17 protein-coding genes are annotated in these 13,663 nt (G+C 73.8%); 8 read left to right on the plus strand and 9 right to left on the minus strand.

Annotated elements, in window-relative coordinates; all coding sequences use genetic code 11:
* Positions 1 to 94: 94 nt before the first annotated feature.
* The 5 genes from NFX44_RS12930 to NFX44_RS12950 all read right to left on the minus strand — a co-directional run bounded on the left by NFX44_RS12930 (position 95) and on the right by NFX44_RS12950 (position 4,676).
* Positions 95 to 1,135, minus strand: coding sequence for a helix-turn-helix domain-containing protein (locus NFX44_RS12930; RefSeq protein ID WP_262283764.1), 1,041 nt, complete (start codon positions 1,133 to 1,135; stop codon positions 95 to 97).
* Between the two features lie 124 nt (positions 1,136 to 1,259).
* On the minus strand, positions 1,260 to 1,763 hold the full coding sequence (locus NFX44_RS12935) for a hypothetical protein (RefSeq protein WP_262283765.1): 504 nt from the start codon (positions 1,761 to 1,763) through the stop codon (positions 1,260 to 1,262).
* A 66-nt stretch (positions 1,764 to 1,829) separates the two neighbouring features.
* Positions 1,830 to 3,461, minus strand: a complete 1,632-nt coding sequence (locus NFX44_RS12940) for a RecQ family ATP-dependent DNA helicase (protein WP_262283766.1) — start codon at positions 3,459 to 3,461, stop codon at positions 1,830 to 1,832.
* A gap of 52 nt (positions 3,462 to 3,513) precedes the next feature.
* Positions 3,514 to 4,464 carry a TIGR03557 family F420-dependent LLM class oxidoreductase gene (locus tag NFX44_RS12945; RefSeq protein WP_262283767.1) on the minus strand — a complete coding sequence of 317 codons (951 nt, stop codon included), beginning with the start codon at positions 4,462 to 4,464 and terminating at the stop codon, positions 3,514 to 3,516.
* 89 nt (positions 4,465 to 4,553) lie between these two features.
* Positions 4,554 to 4,676 (minus strand): hypothetical protein, encoded by a 123-nt coding sequence (locus tag NFX44_RS12950; RefSeq protein WP_255474570.1) that lies wholly within the window; start codon positions 4,674 to 4,676, stop codon positions 4,554 to 4,556.
* Positions 4,677 to 4,811: 135 nt separating this feature from the next.
* Here NFX44_RS12950 and NFX44_RS12955 point away from each other — a divergent pair, with 135 nt between their 5' ends.
* Positions 4,812 to 6,314, plus strand: coding sequence for a glycoside hydrolase family 3 protein (locus NFX44_RS12955; RefSeq protein ID WP_262283768.1), 1,503 nt, complete (start codon positions 4,812 to 4,814; stop codon positions 6,312 to 6,314).
* A 26-nt stretch (positions 6,315 to 6,340) separates the two neighbouring features.
* Here NFX44_RS12955 and NFX44_RS12960 read toward each other — a convergent pair whose 3' ends face one another.
* Together NFX44_RS12960 and NFX44_RS12965 are read right to left on the minus strand one after the other, a co-directional pair.
* Complete coding sequence (locus NFX44_RS12960; RefSeq protein WP_262283769.1) at positions 6,341 to 6,628, minus strand: GNAT family N-acetyltransferase; 288 nt, start codon at positions 6,626 to 6,628, stop codon at positions 6,341 to 6,343.
* Positions 6,625 to 7,851 carry a cysteine desulfurase-like protein gene (locus NFX44_RS12965; protein ID WP_262283770.1) on the minus strand — a complete coding sequence of 409 codons (1,227 nt, stop codon included), beginning with the start codon at positions 7,849 to 7,851 and terminating at the stop codon, positions 6,625 to 6,627. Before NFX44_RS12965 ends, NFX44_RS12960 begins: the two co-directional genes overlap by 4 nt.
* A gap of 74 nt (positions 7,852 to 7,925) precedes the next feature.
* On the opposite strand from NFX44_RS12965, the gene NFX44_RS12970 reads away from it, so the two are divergent.
* The 7 genes from NFX44_RS12970 to NFX44_RS13000 all read left to right on the plus strand — a co-directional run bounded on the left by NFX44_RS12970 (position 7,926) and on the right by NFX44_RS13000 (position 12,290).
* The gene (locus NFX44_RS12970; RefSeq protein ID WP_262283771.1) at positions 7,926 to 8,291 is read left to right on the plus strand and encodes a hypothetical protein; all 366 of its coding nucleotides are present in this window, start codon (positions 7,926 to 7,928) and stop codon (positions 8,289 to 8,291) included.
* Between the two features lie 63 nt (positions 8,292 to 8,354).
* Positions 8,355 to 9,176 (plus strand): DUF1206 domain-containing protein, encoded by an 822-nt coding sequence (locus tag NFX44_RS12975; protein WP_262283772.1) that lies wholly within the window; start codon positions 8,355 to 8,357, stop codon positions 9,174 to 9,176.
* A 77-nt stretch (positions 9,177 to 9,253) separates the two neighbouring features.
* A complete protein-coding gene (locus NFX44_RS12980) occupies positions 9,254 to 10,450 on the plus strand; it encodes a mechanosensitive ion channel family protein (RefSeq protein WP_262283773.1) in 1,197 nt (398 codons plus the stop codon).
* Between the two features lie 306 nt (positions 10,451 to 10,756).
* Complete coding sequence (locus tag NFX44_RS12985; RefSeq protein ID WP_262283774.1) at positions 10,757 to 11,191, plus strand: phage holin family protein; 435 nt, start codon at positions 10,757 to 10,759, stop codon at positions 11,189 to 11,191.
* Complete coding sequence (locus NFX44_RS12990) at positions 11,188 to 11,529, plus strand: DUF3618 domain-containing protein (RefSeq protein ID WP_262283775.1); 342 nt, start codon at positions 11,188 to 11,190, stop codon at positions 11,527 to 11,529. The genes NFX44_RS12985 and NFX44_RS12990 overlap by 4 nt, the downstream gene beginning before the upstream one ends.
* Entirely contained in the window at positions 11,526 to 11,798 is a 273-nt protein-coding gene (locus NFX44_RS12995; protein ID WP_151462148.1) for a DUF4235 domain-containing protein, read from the plus strand. The genes NFX44_RS12990 and NFX44_RS12995 overlap by 4 nt, the downstream gene beginning before the upstream one ends.
* Before the next feature lie 288 nt (positions 11,799 to 12,086).
* The gene (locus tag NFX44_RS13000; RefSeq protein WP_091424054.1) at positions 12,087 to 12,290 is read left to right on the plus strand and encodes a cold-shock protein; all 204 of its coding nucleotides are present in this window, start codon (positions 12,087 to 12,089) and stop codon (positions 12,288 to 12,290) included.
* A 93-nt stretch (positions 12,291 to 12,383) separates the two neighbouring features.
* Here NFX44_RS13000 and NFX44_RS13005 read toward each other — a convergent pair whose 3' ends face one another.
* Both NFX44_RS13005 and NFX44_RS13010 read right to left on the minus strand, forming a co-directional pair.
* Entirely contained in the window at positions 12,384 to 12,581 is a 198-nt protein-coding gene (locus NFX44_RS13005) for a hypothetical protein (protein ID WP_262283776.1), read from the minus strand.
* Between the two features lie 91 nt (positions 12,582 to 12,672).
* Positions 12,673 to 13,656: an aldo/keto reductase gene (locus NFX44_RS13010; RefSeq protein ID WP_262283777.1), complete on the minus strand. Its 984-nt coding sequence runs from the start codon at positions 13,654 to 13,656 to the stop codon at positions 12,673 to 12,675.
* Between the last annotated feature and the right edge of the window lie 7 nt (positions 13,657 to 13,663).

Consider the following 13,663-nt stretch of genomic DNA (forward strand, 5'->3'; position numbering starts at 1 on the left):
CGGGCGGCCGCCCGCGGCGAAATCGCCGCGGGCGCCTCGCCGCGGCCCCCCGATACCAGTGGGCCGCGCCGGTCGCCCGGCTGCCGGCCCGCACTCAGTATGTCCGGCCGGAGTTGACTGCGGACGCCGCCGTGTTGACGATCCGTGCCGCGTCCAGGTGGCGCGCCCGGTACGCCTGCGGGGTCTCCCCGTACGCGGCCCGGAACGCCCGGCTGAAGTGGGCCTTGTCGCGGAAGCCCCAGCGTCCGGCGACGAGCTGGATGGGCCGGTCGGCCAGCGCCGGCTCGGCGAGGTCCCGACGGCACCGCTCCAGCCGCTCGTCCCGGATGTACGCCGCCACCGTGGTCTCCTCGGCCTCGAAGAGCCGGTGCAGCGACCGGACCGAGACGTGGTGCGCGTCGGCGATCGACTGTGGGCTCAGCGCGCCGTCGCCGAGGTGCTGGCGGACGTGCGAGCGCACCTGGGCCAGCAGGGCCCGACGACGTACCTCGGTGGGCACCGCGTCCTCGGAGACCAGGTGCCGGCCCAGCATGGTGGAGATCAGGTCGAGCCCGATGGCGCCCAGCCGCTCCGCGTCGGCCGCGTGGTACTGCTCGGGATGGCTGGTGAGCCGGATGAGGTAGTCGGCCAGCAGGGCCCCGATCCCCTCGGCGCCGGACATCCGCCCGGCGAACAGGGGGGCGAGCCGGCGGTTCGCCAGCGGCAGCGCCTCGTACGGGATGAAGGCCACGACCGAGCTGACGGGCTGGTCCCCGTCGTCGCCGTGGTGACTGAGCTCCTGCGGCCGGGCACAGTCGTAGAAGGTGAAGTCGCCGGCGGGGCAGATGCCCCGCTGCCCGTCCTGGTCCGCGATGCCGGTGCCGGCGAGGGTCAGCGCGAGCACGTAGTAGTCCGCGTCGGAGCGTTGGATGAGCTTCCGGGTCCGGATCCCGTCCAGCGAGGGGTAGCGGTGGCGGACGAGCTGCATCTGACCCAGGTCGAGGAACTCCGAGCGGGCGACGAAGTTGTCGGCGTGCTCGGTGCGCACCCGCATGAGCCCGGGCGTGTCGGCGAGCATCTCCAGCCACAGTCCGAAGCGCTCGGCGGCGGGAACCTGTTCCGTGTCGAAGACCTGCCGCTTGAGTTCCGTGTCCATGCCCGACCCCCGTGGTTCGTCCAGCCGTCGTGAAACAGGACGCCCCACGAGGCCGGGAATTGGCACCCGTGGGGCGTGACATATCCGTCATTGACGGACGTGAAACGATCTGTTAACTGTCCGGTCAGTCGTTGAGCACGGTGGCGAGCCGGTCCCGGAAACGCCGCTCCGAGTCGCTCACCACGTCGCCGCCGAGGCCCAGGATGCCGCCCGTGGACGCGGCGCCGACCACCTGCTCGGCGATCTCCACGAGCCAGTGCCGGTAGGCGCCCGCCTGCCCCTCGTCGATCCTGGCGGACAGCAGCGCGGAGGCCTCCCCGGCCCGGCCCAGCACGTCCTCGATCATCGCGTGGGGGTCGTCGGGGGTGATGACCGGCAGCTCCTCACCGGCCTCCGGGTCGCCCACCCGGGAGACGATCTCGCCGGCGACGGCGGCCACCAGCGGGCTGGCCGATTCACGGCCCGCGGCGATCGTCTCCAGCCCGGCGGCGTTCTCGGCCATGGTGCGCCGGGTGCCGTCGGACTCGGCCGCGGCGGCCGCCGCGAGGACCGACTGCGGCAGACCGACCAGCAGCCCCCACTCCTCGTCGGAGAAACCGAACCCGGTGTACGCCGGCTGCTCGATCACGATCAAGCCCCTTTCGCCGTGGTCGTCGTTGTCGACGGGCGCCGCCACCGCGGCGCCCGGGTCAGGCTAGTCCAGCTCCAGCAGGCCCTGTTCGGACACCACGCGGACGGACAGCGTCTTGTAGCCCACCTCGTCGAAGAGCACCGTCATCCGGTCCTCCTCGTAGCTGAGCACCAGGCCGGCGCCCCACTCGGGGTGGCGCACCTGGCTGTGCACGGGGAACGGCCCCACCGCGCCGTCGGACGCGACGCTCGTGCCGGCGTGGCAGTTGTCGCAGTGGCCGCAGACATCGCTCATCTGCTCACCGAAGTACGCCAGCAGCGCCTGCCCCCGGCAGCCCGTGGTCTCCGCGAAGGCGCGCATCATGTCGGTCCGCGACCGGGTCACGGTCTGCTGCCGCTCCGCCTCGGCCAGCGCGGCGCGGCCGGACTCGGCGGCCGCCGGGGCGTACCGGGGGGCGGCGAGCCGCTGCCGGGCCCGGGGTTCCGCGGCGCCCACCTGCTCCAGCAGGGACAGGTACTGGCCGAGCTTGCGCGGCCCGAGGCCGGTCAGCTCGCGCAGCTCCTTCTTGGTGCGGGGCTGCTTGCGCAGCAGGGCGGCGAGCTCGGCCAGCTCGTTCTCGTCGGGCAGGCCGCCGCTGAAGTAGCGCTGGAGACCGACGTCCTCGGCGCGCCAGAGCAGCAGCACCCGGGCGGGCGCGCCGTCCCGGCCGGCCCGGCCGATCTCCTGGAAGTAGCTGTCCGGCGAGTCGGGCAGCGCCATGTGCACCACCCAGGCGATGTTCGGCTTGTCGATGCCCATGCCGAACGCCGAGGTGGCCACCATGATCGGCACCTGGTCGGCGAGGAACGCCTCGTGCAGCTCGTTGCGCGCGCCGGTCGGCATCCCGCCGTGGTAGTACTGCGCCGGGAAGCCGGCGTCGGTGAGCCGCTGGGCCAGTTCCTCGGCCGTCCGCCGGGTCGGCACATAGATGATGCCGGGCCGCTCGTCGTCGCGGAGCAGGGCGAGCAGCCGCCGCCACCGGTAGTCGTCGGTGGGGCAGTGCGCCACCTCCAGGAAGAGGTTGGGCCGGTCCAGCCCGGACACCACCACCTCGGGGTCGCGCAGCCGCAGCCGGGCCACGATGTCGTCGCGCACCGGCGGGGAGGCGGTGGCGGTCAGCGCCACCACCGGCGGCCGGCCGATGCCCTCGATGAGGTGGCCGAGCGCCAGGTAGTCCGGGCGGAAGTCGTGCCCCCAGGCGGAGATGCAGTGCGCCTCGTCGATCGCCACGAGCGCCGGCTTGAGCGCGCGGACCTCGGCCATCCGCTCCGGGTTGCTCAGCGCCTCCGGGGTGATGAACAGGAACTCGGCGCGACCCGCCCGGATCTCCTCGATCGCCTCGGCCTGCTGGGCCGCGCTCTCGTCGGAGCTGATCCGGACCGCCCGCAGCTCGGGCCGTTGCCGCTCGTTGAGCGCGGCGATCTGGTCCTGCTGGAGGGCGAGCAGCGGGGAGATGACCACCGTGGGGCCGGGGATCAGGCTGGCCGGGATCTGGTAGATCGCCGACTTGCCGGCGCCGGTGGGCAGCACCACCAGGGCGTCGCGGCGCTTCATGACCGCCCGCATGGCGGCCAGCTGGTTGGGCCGGAGGGCGGTCCAGCCGAAGAGGCTCTTGGCCGCGCGGCGCAGGGTCGTGGAGTGCGTGGTCAGTCTCATCAGTGGCCGCAGGTACCCCTGGCGATCACCGCCGAAACCGGGCGGCCCCGGCTCAAGGGAGCCGGGGGAGGACCTCGCGCTGGTAGAGGTCGAACAGGCCCTGCCAGTGCGGGCCGGTGTTGGCCACGTAGATCTCGTCGAAGCCGGCCTTGGCGTACTTGTCGATCATCTCCAGGTGGGCGTCGGCGTCCCGGCCGCAGACGAACGACTCCTTCATCATCTCGGGCTTGACCAGCTGTGCGGCCTGCTCGAAGTGGCGCGGTGACGGGAGCACCTGGGACAGCTCGCCCGGCACGCCGGCGTTGGGCCACCGCTCGTACGCGATCCGCACGCCCTCGTCCTCGCTGTCGGCGTACGCGGCCTTGAACCCGGCCTGGCAGGGCTTGTCGCCGCCGCCGGAGTCGCGGAACCGGCGCACCATGTCGGCGTCGGGCATGGTGCTCACGTAGCCGTCGCCGATCCGGGCGGCCAGCTCGATCGACTTCCCGCCGAAGCCGGAGACGTAGATGGGCGGGGGAGTGTCGGGGCGGGTGTAGATGCGGGCGTGCTCCACGGTGTAGTGCTTGCCGTGGTGGTTGACGAAGTCGCCGGTCCACAGCTCCCGGATCACGTCGATGGCCTCCTCCAGCATCTCCAGCCGGACGTCGGCCTGCGGCCACGGGTCACCGAAGATGTGCTCGTTCAGCGCCTCGCCGCTGCCCACCCCGAGGACGAACCGCCCCTCGTGCAGCACCGCGCTGGTGGCCGCCGCCTGGGCGATCACCGCGGGGTGGATGCGGACCGTCGGGCAGGTGACCGCGGTGGTCACCGGCAACCGGCAGACCTGGCTGAGGGCGCCGATGGTCGACCAGACGAAGGGGCTCTGGCCCTGCGCGTCGACCCAGGGGTGGTAGTGGTCGGAGATCCACAGTGCCTCGAAGCCGGCCCGCTCGGCGCCGCGCGCCTGTTCCAGCAGCTCCGCCGGGGTGTACTCCTCGCTGGACAGAAAACAACCGATCTTCATGGTTCCCCCTCGCCGCATCCCGCGTGCCGGGCGCACGCGACGGACAACGACAGCCCTACCCCGGGGAGACGGGATCCGAACGCCGCGGGTCAGCGGCGGAACATCGCCCGGATGGCGATCAGCAGGAACAGGCCGCCGACCACCAGGCCGAGCAGGCGTACGCCGGGGATGTCCGCGGCGCTGGTGGCGTCGGCGAGCAGGGCGGGAGGCATGTCCGCACTCTCCCACGGGCCGGTCGGCGGTGCCAGCCGCTAACAGTAAGGATTGTTGACTATTTAGGGACGCGGTGTGACCATGTCAGCACCGCCGGGCGGCGGGCCGTGGGGAAGACGGGGGTACGACAGCGCATGAGTGAGCGGACCGTGGGAGCGACCGGAGACCTGGCGGCCCTGGCGGCCGCCGTCCTGCAACCGGGGTTCGTCGGCACCACACCGCCGCCGTGGGTCTGCCGCTGGCTCGCCGAGGGGCTCGGGTCGGTGGTCCTCTTCGCCCGCAACGTCGTCGACCACGGGCAGGTCGCCGCCCTGACCGCGACCCTGCGCGCCGAGCGGCCCGACGTGATCGTCGCCATCGACGAGGAGGCCGGTGACGTCACCCGGATCGAGTCCGTCCGCGGCAGCTCCCGGCCGGGCAACCTGGCCCTCGGCGCGGTCGACGACCCGGCCCTGACCGAGGCCGTCGCCCGAGACCTGGGCGCCGAGCTGGCCGGCGTCGGCGTCACGCTCAACTACGCCCCGGACGCCGACGTCAACTCCAACCCGGAGAACCCGGTGATCGGAGTCCGCTCGTTCGGCGCCGACCCGGCCCTCGTGGCCCGGCACACCGCCGCCTGGGTCCGCGGCCTGCAGGCCGGCGGCGTCGCGGCCTGCGCCAAGCACTTCCCCGGGCACGGCGACACCCGGGTCGACTCCCACCACGACCTGCCCCGCATCGGTGGCGACCGGGCCCGGCTGGACGCCGTCGAGCTGGCCCCGTTCCGGGCCGCCGTGACGGCCGGGGCGCAGGCGGTGATGACCGGTCACCTGCTGGTGCCGGCCCTGGACCCCGACCTGCCGGCCACCCTCAGCCCGCGCATCCTGGGCCGACTGCTCCGCGAGGAACTGGGCTTCGGCGGCGTGGTGGTCACCGACGCGGTGGAGATGCGGGCCGTGGCCGACCGGTACGGCTTCGCGGGGGCGGCGGTCCGCGCGCTCGCCGCCGGGGCCGACGCGATCTGCGTGGGCGGGGAGCGGGCCACCGAGGCCGACGCCCGCGAGCTGCGGGACGCCATCGTGGCCGCGGTCGTCGCGGGCGAGCTGCCCGAAGAGCGGCTGGCCGAGGCGGCGAAGCGGGTCGGGCAGCTCGCGGCCTGGACGGTCGCCGCCCGGTCCGGCCGGTCCGGCGCCCGGCCGGGCGACGACGGCTCGGCGATCGGCCTGGCCGCCGCCCGCCGGGCCCTGCGGGTGGTCACGGCCACGGGCGGGCTGCTGCCGCTGGCCGGCCCGGCCCACGTGGTGGAGTTCGCCCCGCCGCACAACCTGGCCATCGGCGACGAGACCCCGTGGGGGATCGCCGCGCCCCTGGCCGACCTGGCACCCGGCACCACGACCGCCCGGTACGCCCGGGACGAGGTCCCCGCCGACCCGGCCGCCGCCGCGGCCGGCCGCCCGCTGGTGCTGGTGGTGCGGGACCTGCACCGGCACGACTGGATGCGGGACGCCGTGTCCCGCGCCCTGGCCGCCCGGCCGGACGCGGTGGTGGTCGAGCTGGGCGTGCCCGAGCTGGTCACCGGCGCGGTGCACGTGGCGACCCACGGCGCGACCCGGGCCTCCGCCCTCGCCGCCGCCGAACTGCTCGCCGGCGTCCGCTGAGCCGACCGGTGCCGGGCCGGCCCCGGTCAGGGCTCGGCGACCACCAGGTCGGCGTACTCGGGGTGGCGCTGGATGAACCGGGTCATGAACTCGCACTGCGTCACGACGCGGCCGCCGCGCTCGCGGATCTGGTCCAGTGTGCCCCCGATCAGCGCCGAGCCCACCCCCATGTTCTGGTAGCGCTCGTCCACCTGGGTGTGCGTGAAGACCAGCACCTCGCCACGCGCCACGTATTCCGTGAAGCCGGCCAGCGCGTCGTCGACCAGGATCTCGAAGCGGCGCTGCGCGGGGTTCTCCTCGACCAGGAAGCTCACCCGGCCATTCTCTCCCCGGCGGCGACCAGCCGGTCGAGTTCGGCCAGCAAGCGGTCCACCTCCTCGACGGTGTTGTAGTGGTAGACGCTCGCGCGGACCGCGCCGCCGCTGTCCCGCAGGCCCATCGTCCGGAAGTACTCGTAGGCGTAGTAGTCGCCGGAGGAGAGGCAGACACCGGCCGCGCCGAGCGCCGCCGCGGTCTCCGCCGGGGTCGACCCGGCCACCCGGAAGGACACCGTCGGGCAGCGCCGGGCCGGCGAGCCGTAGACGGTGACGAAGGGGCGGGCGGCCAGCCCGGCGAGCAGCCGCTCGAAGACGGCCTCCTCGTGGCCCTGGGCCGCGGCCAGCCCGGCCCGGAGCCGGTTACGGCGGTCGCCGGACGCGGCCGGATCCAGGGTGGCCAGGTGCTCCACCGCCGCGACCACGCCGGCCAGCAGCGGGAAGCTCGGGGTGCCGTACTCGAACCGGTCCGGGACCGCGTCGGAGGAGGGGAGCAGCTTGGCGGGGCGCAGCGACGCCCAGCGGGCCGGGTCGGCGGCCATCGCGGCCAGGTGCGGCCCGGACCACTTGTAGGCGCTGGTCACCAGGAAGTCCGCGCCGAGCGAGGCCAGGTCGGTGGGGCCGTGCGGGACCGCGTGGACCCCGTCCACACAGACCAGCGCGCCCGCCGCGTGCGCGGTCTTGGCGATCGCCGCCACGTCCGGCACGGTGCCGGTCGCGTTGCTGCCGGCGGTCACCGCCACCAGCCGGGTGCGCTCGGTGACCAGGTCGGCGTACTGGCCGGCGGGCAGCTCGCCCGTCGCCGGGTCGAACTCGGCCCAGCGCACCCTGGCCCCGGCGGCCTCGGCCGCCTGCACCCACGGCCGGACGTTGGCGTCGTGGTCCAGCCGGGAGACCACCACCTCGTCGCCCGGGCGCCAGCCCGCGCCGAGCGTCCGGGCCAGGGTGTAGGTCAGCGCCGTGGCGCTCGGGCCCAGCACCACGCCACCCGGCTCCGCGCCGAGCAGGTCGGCCACCGCGGCACGGGCCGCGGCCACCAGGTCCAGCGACCGTCGGCCCGGTACGAACGCGGTGCTCCGGTTGCCGGTGGCGGCGGTCATGGCGGCGGTGACCGCCTCGATCACCGGCCGGGCGGTCTGGGTGCCGCCGGCGCCGTCGAAGTGGGCGAAACCCTCGGTCAGGGCGGGGTAGGCGGCCCGGGTGCGGGCGATGTCGAAGGGCATGCCGGGACCCTAACCCCCGCCGGAACGATCACCGGTGGGTGGCGGTGTGGCCGTCGTCTCGTACCCTTGGCGGGGTGACGAACCGACGCGTTTCCCCCTTCCTGACCCCCACCCGCCGGGCCGCCGGCCTGCTCGCCGGCCTCGCGCTCGGCGCCGCGCTGCTGGCCGGGTGCAGCTCGGAGAACGCCTCCACCGACTGCGGCCTGGACGCCTGCACCGTCACCTTCCAGCGTGGCGTCGACGCGAGCGCCACCATCCTCGGCGTCGAGGCGAAGCTGGTCGGGGCCGAGGGCGACCAGGTCACCGTCGAGGTGGCCGGGGAGCAGCTGTCGCTCACCGTCGGGCAGCAGGCCGCCCAGGCCGGCGGCTTCTCGGTGACCCTGGACAGCGTCACCGATCAGCAGGTCGTCGTGCGGGTGGCCCGCGACCCGAACGGCTGAATCGCCACGCCGGGCGGCGGTGGCCGACGTTTGGAAAACCTCGCACCAGGAGATTGAGGCGCCATGTCTCTCACCCGGAACGCCGGAGCCACCGCCGCCCAGGCCGCGAACAGCAGGTGGCTCGAACTGTTGACCCGGGCCGGTTTCATCGGCTACGGGATCGTGCACCTCCTCTTCGCCTGGCTGGCCGTGCAGATCGCCTTCGGCAAGTCGGGGGAGGAGGGCAACCAGAACGGTGCCCTGCGCACCCTGGGCGCCCAGCCGCTCGGCAAGTTCCTCCTCGTCGCCATCGCCATCGGGCTCTTCGCCATGGCGATCTGGCAGGCGTTCGAGGCGGTCATCGGCCACCGCTTCCTGCGCGGCAAGGAGAAGCTGTTCGAGCGGATCGCCTCCGTCGTCCGCGTGATCGTCTTCGTCTGGCTGGGCTGGACCGCCGTCAAGGTCTTCCAGGACGCGAGCAGCAACGCCGCCGACCAGCAGCAGCAGTTCACCGAGAAGCTGATGGCCTCCGAGGGTGGCCGGTGGCTCGTCGGGCTCGCCGGTCTGGTGCTCGCCGCGGTCGGCATCGGCATGGTGATCTACGGGCTCAAGAAGAAGTTCGAGCGCAACCTGAAGACCGGCGAGATGAGCCCGAAGACGCACACCCTGACCCGCCGTCTCGGCATGGCCGGGTACGCGGCCCGGGGCGCCGTCTTCGCCATCGCCGGCGTGCTCATCGTGACCGCTGCCGTGAAGTACGACCCGGAGAAGGCCCGTGGCCTGGACGCCGCCCTGCGCACCCTCCGCGACCAGTCGTACGGGCCGGTGCTGCTCGCGCTCATGGCGCTCGGCATCGCCGCCTTCGGCATCTACTGCTTCCTCCAGTCGCGGTACCGCCGGGTGTGATCCTGGTCGATACGCGATAGTCCGGGCACCATTGGGCCTTTGCCCGATTCGCGCCCGGCCGGAGGGAGACACCGAACGTGCAGACCTACCTCGTGACCGCCGTCGCCGCGCTCGCCGCGGCGGCGGTCGCGCTGTTGCTGGTCGAGGTGGTGCACCGGGCCACCCGCCGGCTGGGCCGGCGCTCGCTGCTGATGACCGAGCTGACCGATCACTCGCACCGCTCGTTCCAGCTGGCCGCGACCGTGCTCGCCGTCCAGCTCGCCGTACGCTTCACCACCCTGTACGCGGTGGGCAGCCCGTGGCGGCAGCTCGTCCTGCACGCCCTGGTGCTCGCCCTGATCGCCGCCGCCGCCTGGCTGGTGGCCTCGCTCCTGGTGGTGGCGGAGGACACCGCGCTGGCCCGGTTCCGGGTGGACGTGCCGAACAACCGGCACGCCCGCCGGGTGCGTACCCAGGTGGTGCTGCTGCGCCGGCTCACCATCGCGGTGATCGTGGTGCTCGCCCTCGGCGTGATGCTGATGACCTTCCCCGCCGTCCGCGGCATCGGCGCCGGCGTGCTGACCAGCGCCGGTGTGGTCGGCGTGGTCGCCGCGCTGGCCGCGCAGAGCCTGCTGGGCAACGTCTTCGCCGGCCTCCAGCTCGCCTTCAGCGACGCCGTGCGCCTCGACGACGTCGTGGTGGTCGAGGGGGAGTGGGGCCGGATCGAGGAGCTGACCCTCAGCTACGTGGTGGTGCAGGTCTGGGACGACCGCCGGCTGATCCTGCCCACCTCCTACTTCACGAGCACCCCGTTCCAGAACTGGACCCGCACCGAGGCGGCGGTGCTCGGCACCGCCGAGTTCGACCTGGACTGGGCCATCCCGGTGCAGGCCATGCGGGAGGAGCTGCGGCGCCTCTGCGAGGGCACCGAGCTCTGGGACGGCCGGGTCTGCGTGCTCCAGGTCACCGACGCCACCGGCGGCATGGTCAAGGTCCGGGCCCTGGTCAGCGCGGCCGACGCCGGCAGCCTGTGGGACCTGCGCTGCCTGGTGCGCGAGCACCTCGTGGCCTGGGTGCGCGACCAGCGCCCGACCGCGCTGCCCCGGCTGCGCGCCGAGGTGGGCGACACCGCCGGCTCGCTGCCCTGGCAGGTTGTGCAGCCGCGCCGGCCGGCCCGCCGGCGGCCCGACACCGAGGTCCCCGACGACGCGCGCGTCTTCGGCGGCAGCGACGACGGCGAGGCCCGCAGCGAGGCGTTCGTCGGCCGCGAGGACCACGCCGACGCCCGACGCTGACCCGTACCCCTCGGAACCCCCGGCGGCCCGCGCGGCGCCGGGGGTTCCGCGCGCCCGGCCCCCGCTCGTGACCTCGGCCCCGGCCCGCCCGTTGCATCTGCCGGATGCCGGTGGACCGCGACAGGTGGGTGCGACCGCGTTTGATCGGCCCGTTCCGGGGGACCTGCTGCGCACGCCCCGGATCCGGCCGCCGCCCGGCGGCCGGGCGAGGACATGGTGTGCGGCCGGGTCGACCGGCCGCTCCGCGCAGGATTGACGGGCGGCGACTCCGGGCATACAGCGCGGTGATGATGAAAGGAGGACAGCATGGCTGACGTCGCGAGTCGCAGCGCGTCCCGGACCGGGCAGGAGCCGTCCACCGCGGAACTGGTGCAGCGGGCCACCGAACAGGTCACCCGCCTGGTGCGGGACGAGCTGGCGCTGGCCCGGGCGGAACTGACCCAGAAGGGCAAGCACGCCGGGATCGGGATCGGTCTGTTCGGCGGCGGCGGGGTGATGGCTCTCTACGGCGCCGGCGCGCTGGTCGCCACCGTGATCCTGTTGCTGGATCTGGTCATGCCGGCGTGGCTCGCCGCGCTGATCGTCGCGGTGGCGCTCTTCCTGCTCGCCGGCGTCCTGGCGCTGGTCGGCAAGAAGCAGGTCAGCCGTGCCGTCCCGCCGGTGCCGGAGGCGACGGTCCGCAGCGTCCGGGCGGACGTGGACACCGTCACCGCCGCGGTGAAGGACGGGAGGCGGGGATGACCGGCAACGGAACCGGGGACGTGGCGGCACTCCGGGAGGAGATCCGCCGGACCCGGGTGGAGTTGGGTGAGACGATGGAGCTGCTCGCCGCCCGGGCCGACGTCAAGGCCCTGGTGCGGCACTCCGCCGAGCAGGCGAAGGTGCGGATGCGCGAGCAGGCGGCGGTGACCGTGGCCCGGGTGCGCGGGCGGGCGGCGGAGAAGGCCCGGCTGGTCCGGGCGCAGGCGCACGAGAAGGGTGGGGCGGTCGGGCGCAACCCGGTGCCGTGGGCGGCCGTCGCGGCCGGCGCGGTGGCCACCGCGGTGGTGCTGCTGATCGTCCGTGGGAGGCGCAGGTGAGCAAGGGCATCGGCAGGGTTGTCTACAAGCCGGTCGGGGTGCTGATGGGTCTGGCAGCCGGCACCGTCGCCGGTGTCATCTTCCGGCAGGTCTGGAAGATGACGGCCGGCGACGGCGAGGCGCCCAGCGCGACCGACGAGGACCGCCGCTGGGGCGAGATCCTCGCCGCCGCGGCCTTGCAGGGGGCCATCTTCGCGGTCGTCCGAGCCGCCGTGGACCGGGGCGGGGCGGTCGGCGTACGCCGGCTCACCGGCAGCTGGCCCGACTGATTCCATACGCACGAAAGGCCCCTTTCCACCTGGGTGGACAGGGGCCTTTCGCACGGCCCGAGCGGCCCGGCCAGTGGATCTACCGCATCCGTCAGGTCACATGTCGGAGAATTTCGTCCGGTAGGCTGTGCGAAGTTTTTGCGTACGTGGTTTGCTGTCTCACGCTGTTGAGAGACGCGTGGGTTGAGAGAAGTCTCCTTCATTGGGGGCCGCCTCAGGCGCCGCTGCTCGAAAACGGCCAATCGGCCGCACGGCGTGCTCGGCCGCCAGTTTTAGAAGGAGATACACATGGCGCAGGGAACCGTGAAGTGGTTCAACGCTGACAAGGGCTTCGGCTTCATCACCGTCGACGGCGGGGGTGCTGACGTGTTCGTCCACTTCTCGGCCATCCAGTCCAGCGGCTACCGCACGCTGGAGGAGAACCAGCGGGTGGAGTTCGAGATCGCCCAGGGTCAGAAGGGTCCGCAGGCCGAGCAGGTCCGCCCCATCTGAGCTGTCGGAGCACCGGCCGCGCCGGCCGGTGTGCAGAAGCCCCGCGTCCCTTCCGGGAGGCGGGGCTTTTCCGCACTGTGGACCCGCCGGGGCTCAGCCGCGCCGGCGCCGGGCCCGCATCCCGAACCACAGCGCGACGAGTCCGATGAGGACCAGCACCGGGCCGGCGACCGCCCAGATCCGGTGACCGGTCAGGACGCTGCCCTCGACGCGGCCCAGGCCCGTCACGGTCCACAGGGCACCGAGCACCACGGCCAGCAGCCCCACGGTGAGCCGGAACCAGCCCCTCATCGTTCCCCCTCCGCAGACGTACGCCCGGCTCCAGCATGCCCGCGGCCGGCGGCCCGGGGCGACGCCGCGCCGACGGGCCGCCGGTCCGGGGTCACCACCGGTCGTGCACCTGCGGCCGGATCAGCTCGTCGTAGGTGGCGCGGACGGCGGCCAGCTCCACCTCGGTCAGCGGCGGCAGGTCGGCCGCGGCGGCGTTGCGCCGGGCCTGCTCGGCGGTGCGGGCACCCGGGATGACCACGGTGACGCCGGGCTGGTCGAGGATCCAGCGGAGCGCGAACTGGGCCATCGTCCGGCCCTCGCCGACCAGCGGCGCGAGCCGGCGCACGGCCGACAGGCCGAGGTCGTAGTCGACGCCGGAGAAGGTCTCGCCGACGTCGAAGGACTCGCCGTGCCGGTTGAAGCTGCGGTGGTCGTCCGGCGCGAAGGTGGTGTGCTCGTCGTACCGGCCGGAGAGCAGGCCGCTGGCGAGGGGCACCCGGGCGATGATGCCGACGCCGGCCTTCGCGGCCTCGGGCAGCACCCGCTCCAGGGGCTTGTGCCGCACGGCGTTGAGGATGATCTGCACGCTGGCCACGCCCGGCCGGGCGATCGCGGTGAGCGCCTGGTCGGTGGTCTCGACGCTGACCCCGTACCCGGCGATCCGCTCCTCGGTGACCAGGGTGTCCAGGGCGTCGAAGACCCGGTCGTCGGCGAAGACCGCGGTGGGCGGGCAGTGCAGCTGCACCAGGTCGAGGGTGTCCACGCCGAGGTTGGCCCGGGACCGGTCGGTCCAGGTCCGGAAGTTGTCCAGGGTGTACGCCTCCGGCGCCTGCGGCACCCGCCGGCCCATCTTGGTGGCCACGGTCAGCCCGTGCCCGGGGCGCGCCCGCAGGAACCGGCCGATCAGCTGCTCGCTGCGGCCGTCGCCGTACACGTCGGCGGTGTCCAGGAAGGTGACCCCGGCGTCGACGGCGGCGCCCAGGACGTCGAGGGCCGTGCTCTCGCTGACCTCGCCCCAGTCCGCGCCGAGCTGCCAGGCGCCGAGTCCGATGATGCCGACGTGCCGGCCGAGCCGGTCGAAGCTGCGCTGTTCCACCCGGTCG

It is taken from the genome of Micromonospora sp. MA102 (genome assembly GCF_025460765.1).
GTDB classification, from domain to species: domain Bacteria; phylum Actinomycetota; class Actinomycetes; order Mycobacteriales; family Micromonosporaceae; genus Micromonospora; species Micromonospora halotolerans.

Bases quoted from the DNA above. Each gene is read 5' to 3' on its own strand.
- NFX44_RS12990 (WP_262283775.1), top strand. From the start codon at position 11,188: ATGACCGGCAACGGAACCGGGGACGTGGCGGCACTCCGGGAGGAGATC.
- NFX44_RS12955 (WP_262283768.1), top strand. From the start codon at position 4,812: ATGAGTGAGCGGACCGTGGGAGCGACCGGAGACCTGGCGGCCCTGGCG.
- NFX44_RS12930 (WP_262283764.1), bottom strand. From the start codon at position 1,135: ATGGACACGGAACTCAAGCGGCAGGTCTTCGACACGGAACAGGTTCCC.
- NFX44_RS12975 (WP_262283772.1), top strand. From the start codon at position 8,355: ATGTCTCTCACCCGGAACGCCGGAGCCACCGCCGCCCAGGCCGCGAAC.
- NFX44_RS12940 (WP_262283766.1), bottom strand. From the start codon at position 3,461: ATGAGACTGACCACGCACTCCACGACCCTGCGCCGCGCGGCCAAGAGC.
- NFX44_RS12945 (WP_262283767.1), bottom strand. From the start codon at position 4,464: ATGAAGATCGGTTGTTTTCTGTCCAGCGAGGAGTACACCCCGGCGGAG.
- NFX44_RS13005 (WP_262283776.1), bottom strand. From the start codon at position 12,581: ATGAGGGGCTGGTTCCGGCTCACCGTGGGGCTGCTGGCCGTGGTGCTC.
- NFX44_RS12950 (WP_255474570.1), bottom strand. From the start codon at position 4,676: ATGCCTCCCGCCCTGCTCGCCGACGCCACCAGCGCCGCGGACATCCCC.
- NFX44_RS12985 (WP_262283774.1), top strand. From the start codon at position 10,757: ATGGCTGACGTCGCGAGTCGCAGCGCGTCCCGGACCGGGCAGGAGCCG.
- NFX44_RS12965 (WP_262283770.1), bottom strand. From the start codon at position 7,851: ATGCCCTTCGACATCGCCCGCACCCGGGCCGCCTACCCCGCCCTGACC.
- NFX44_RS13000 (WP_091424054.1), top strand. From the start codon at position 12,087: ATGGCGCAGGGAACCGTGAAGTGGTTCAACGCTGACAAGGGCTTCGGC.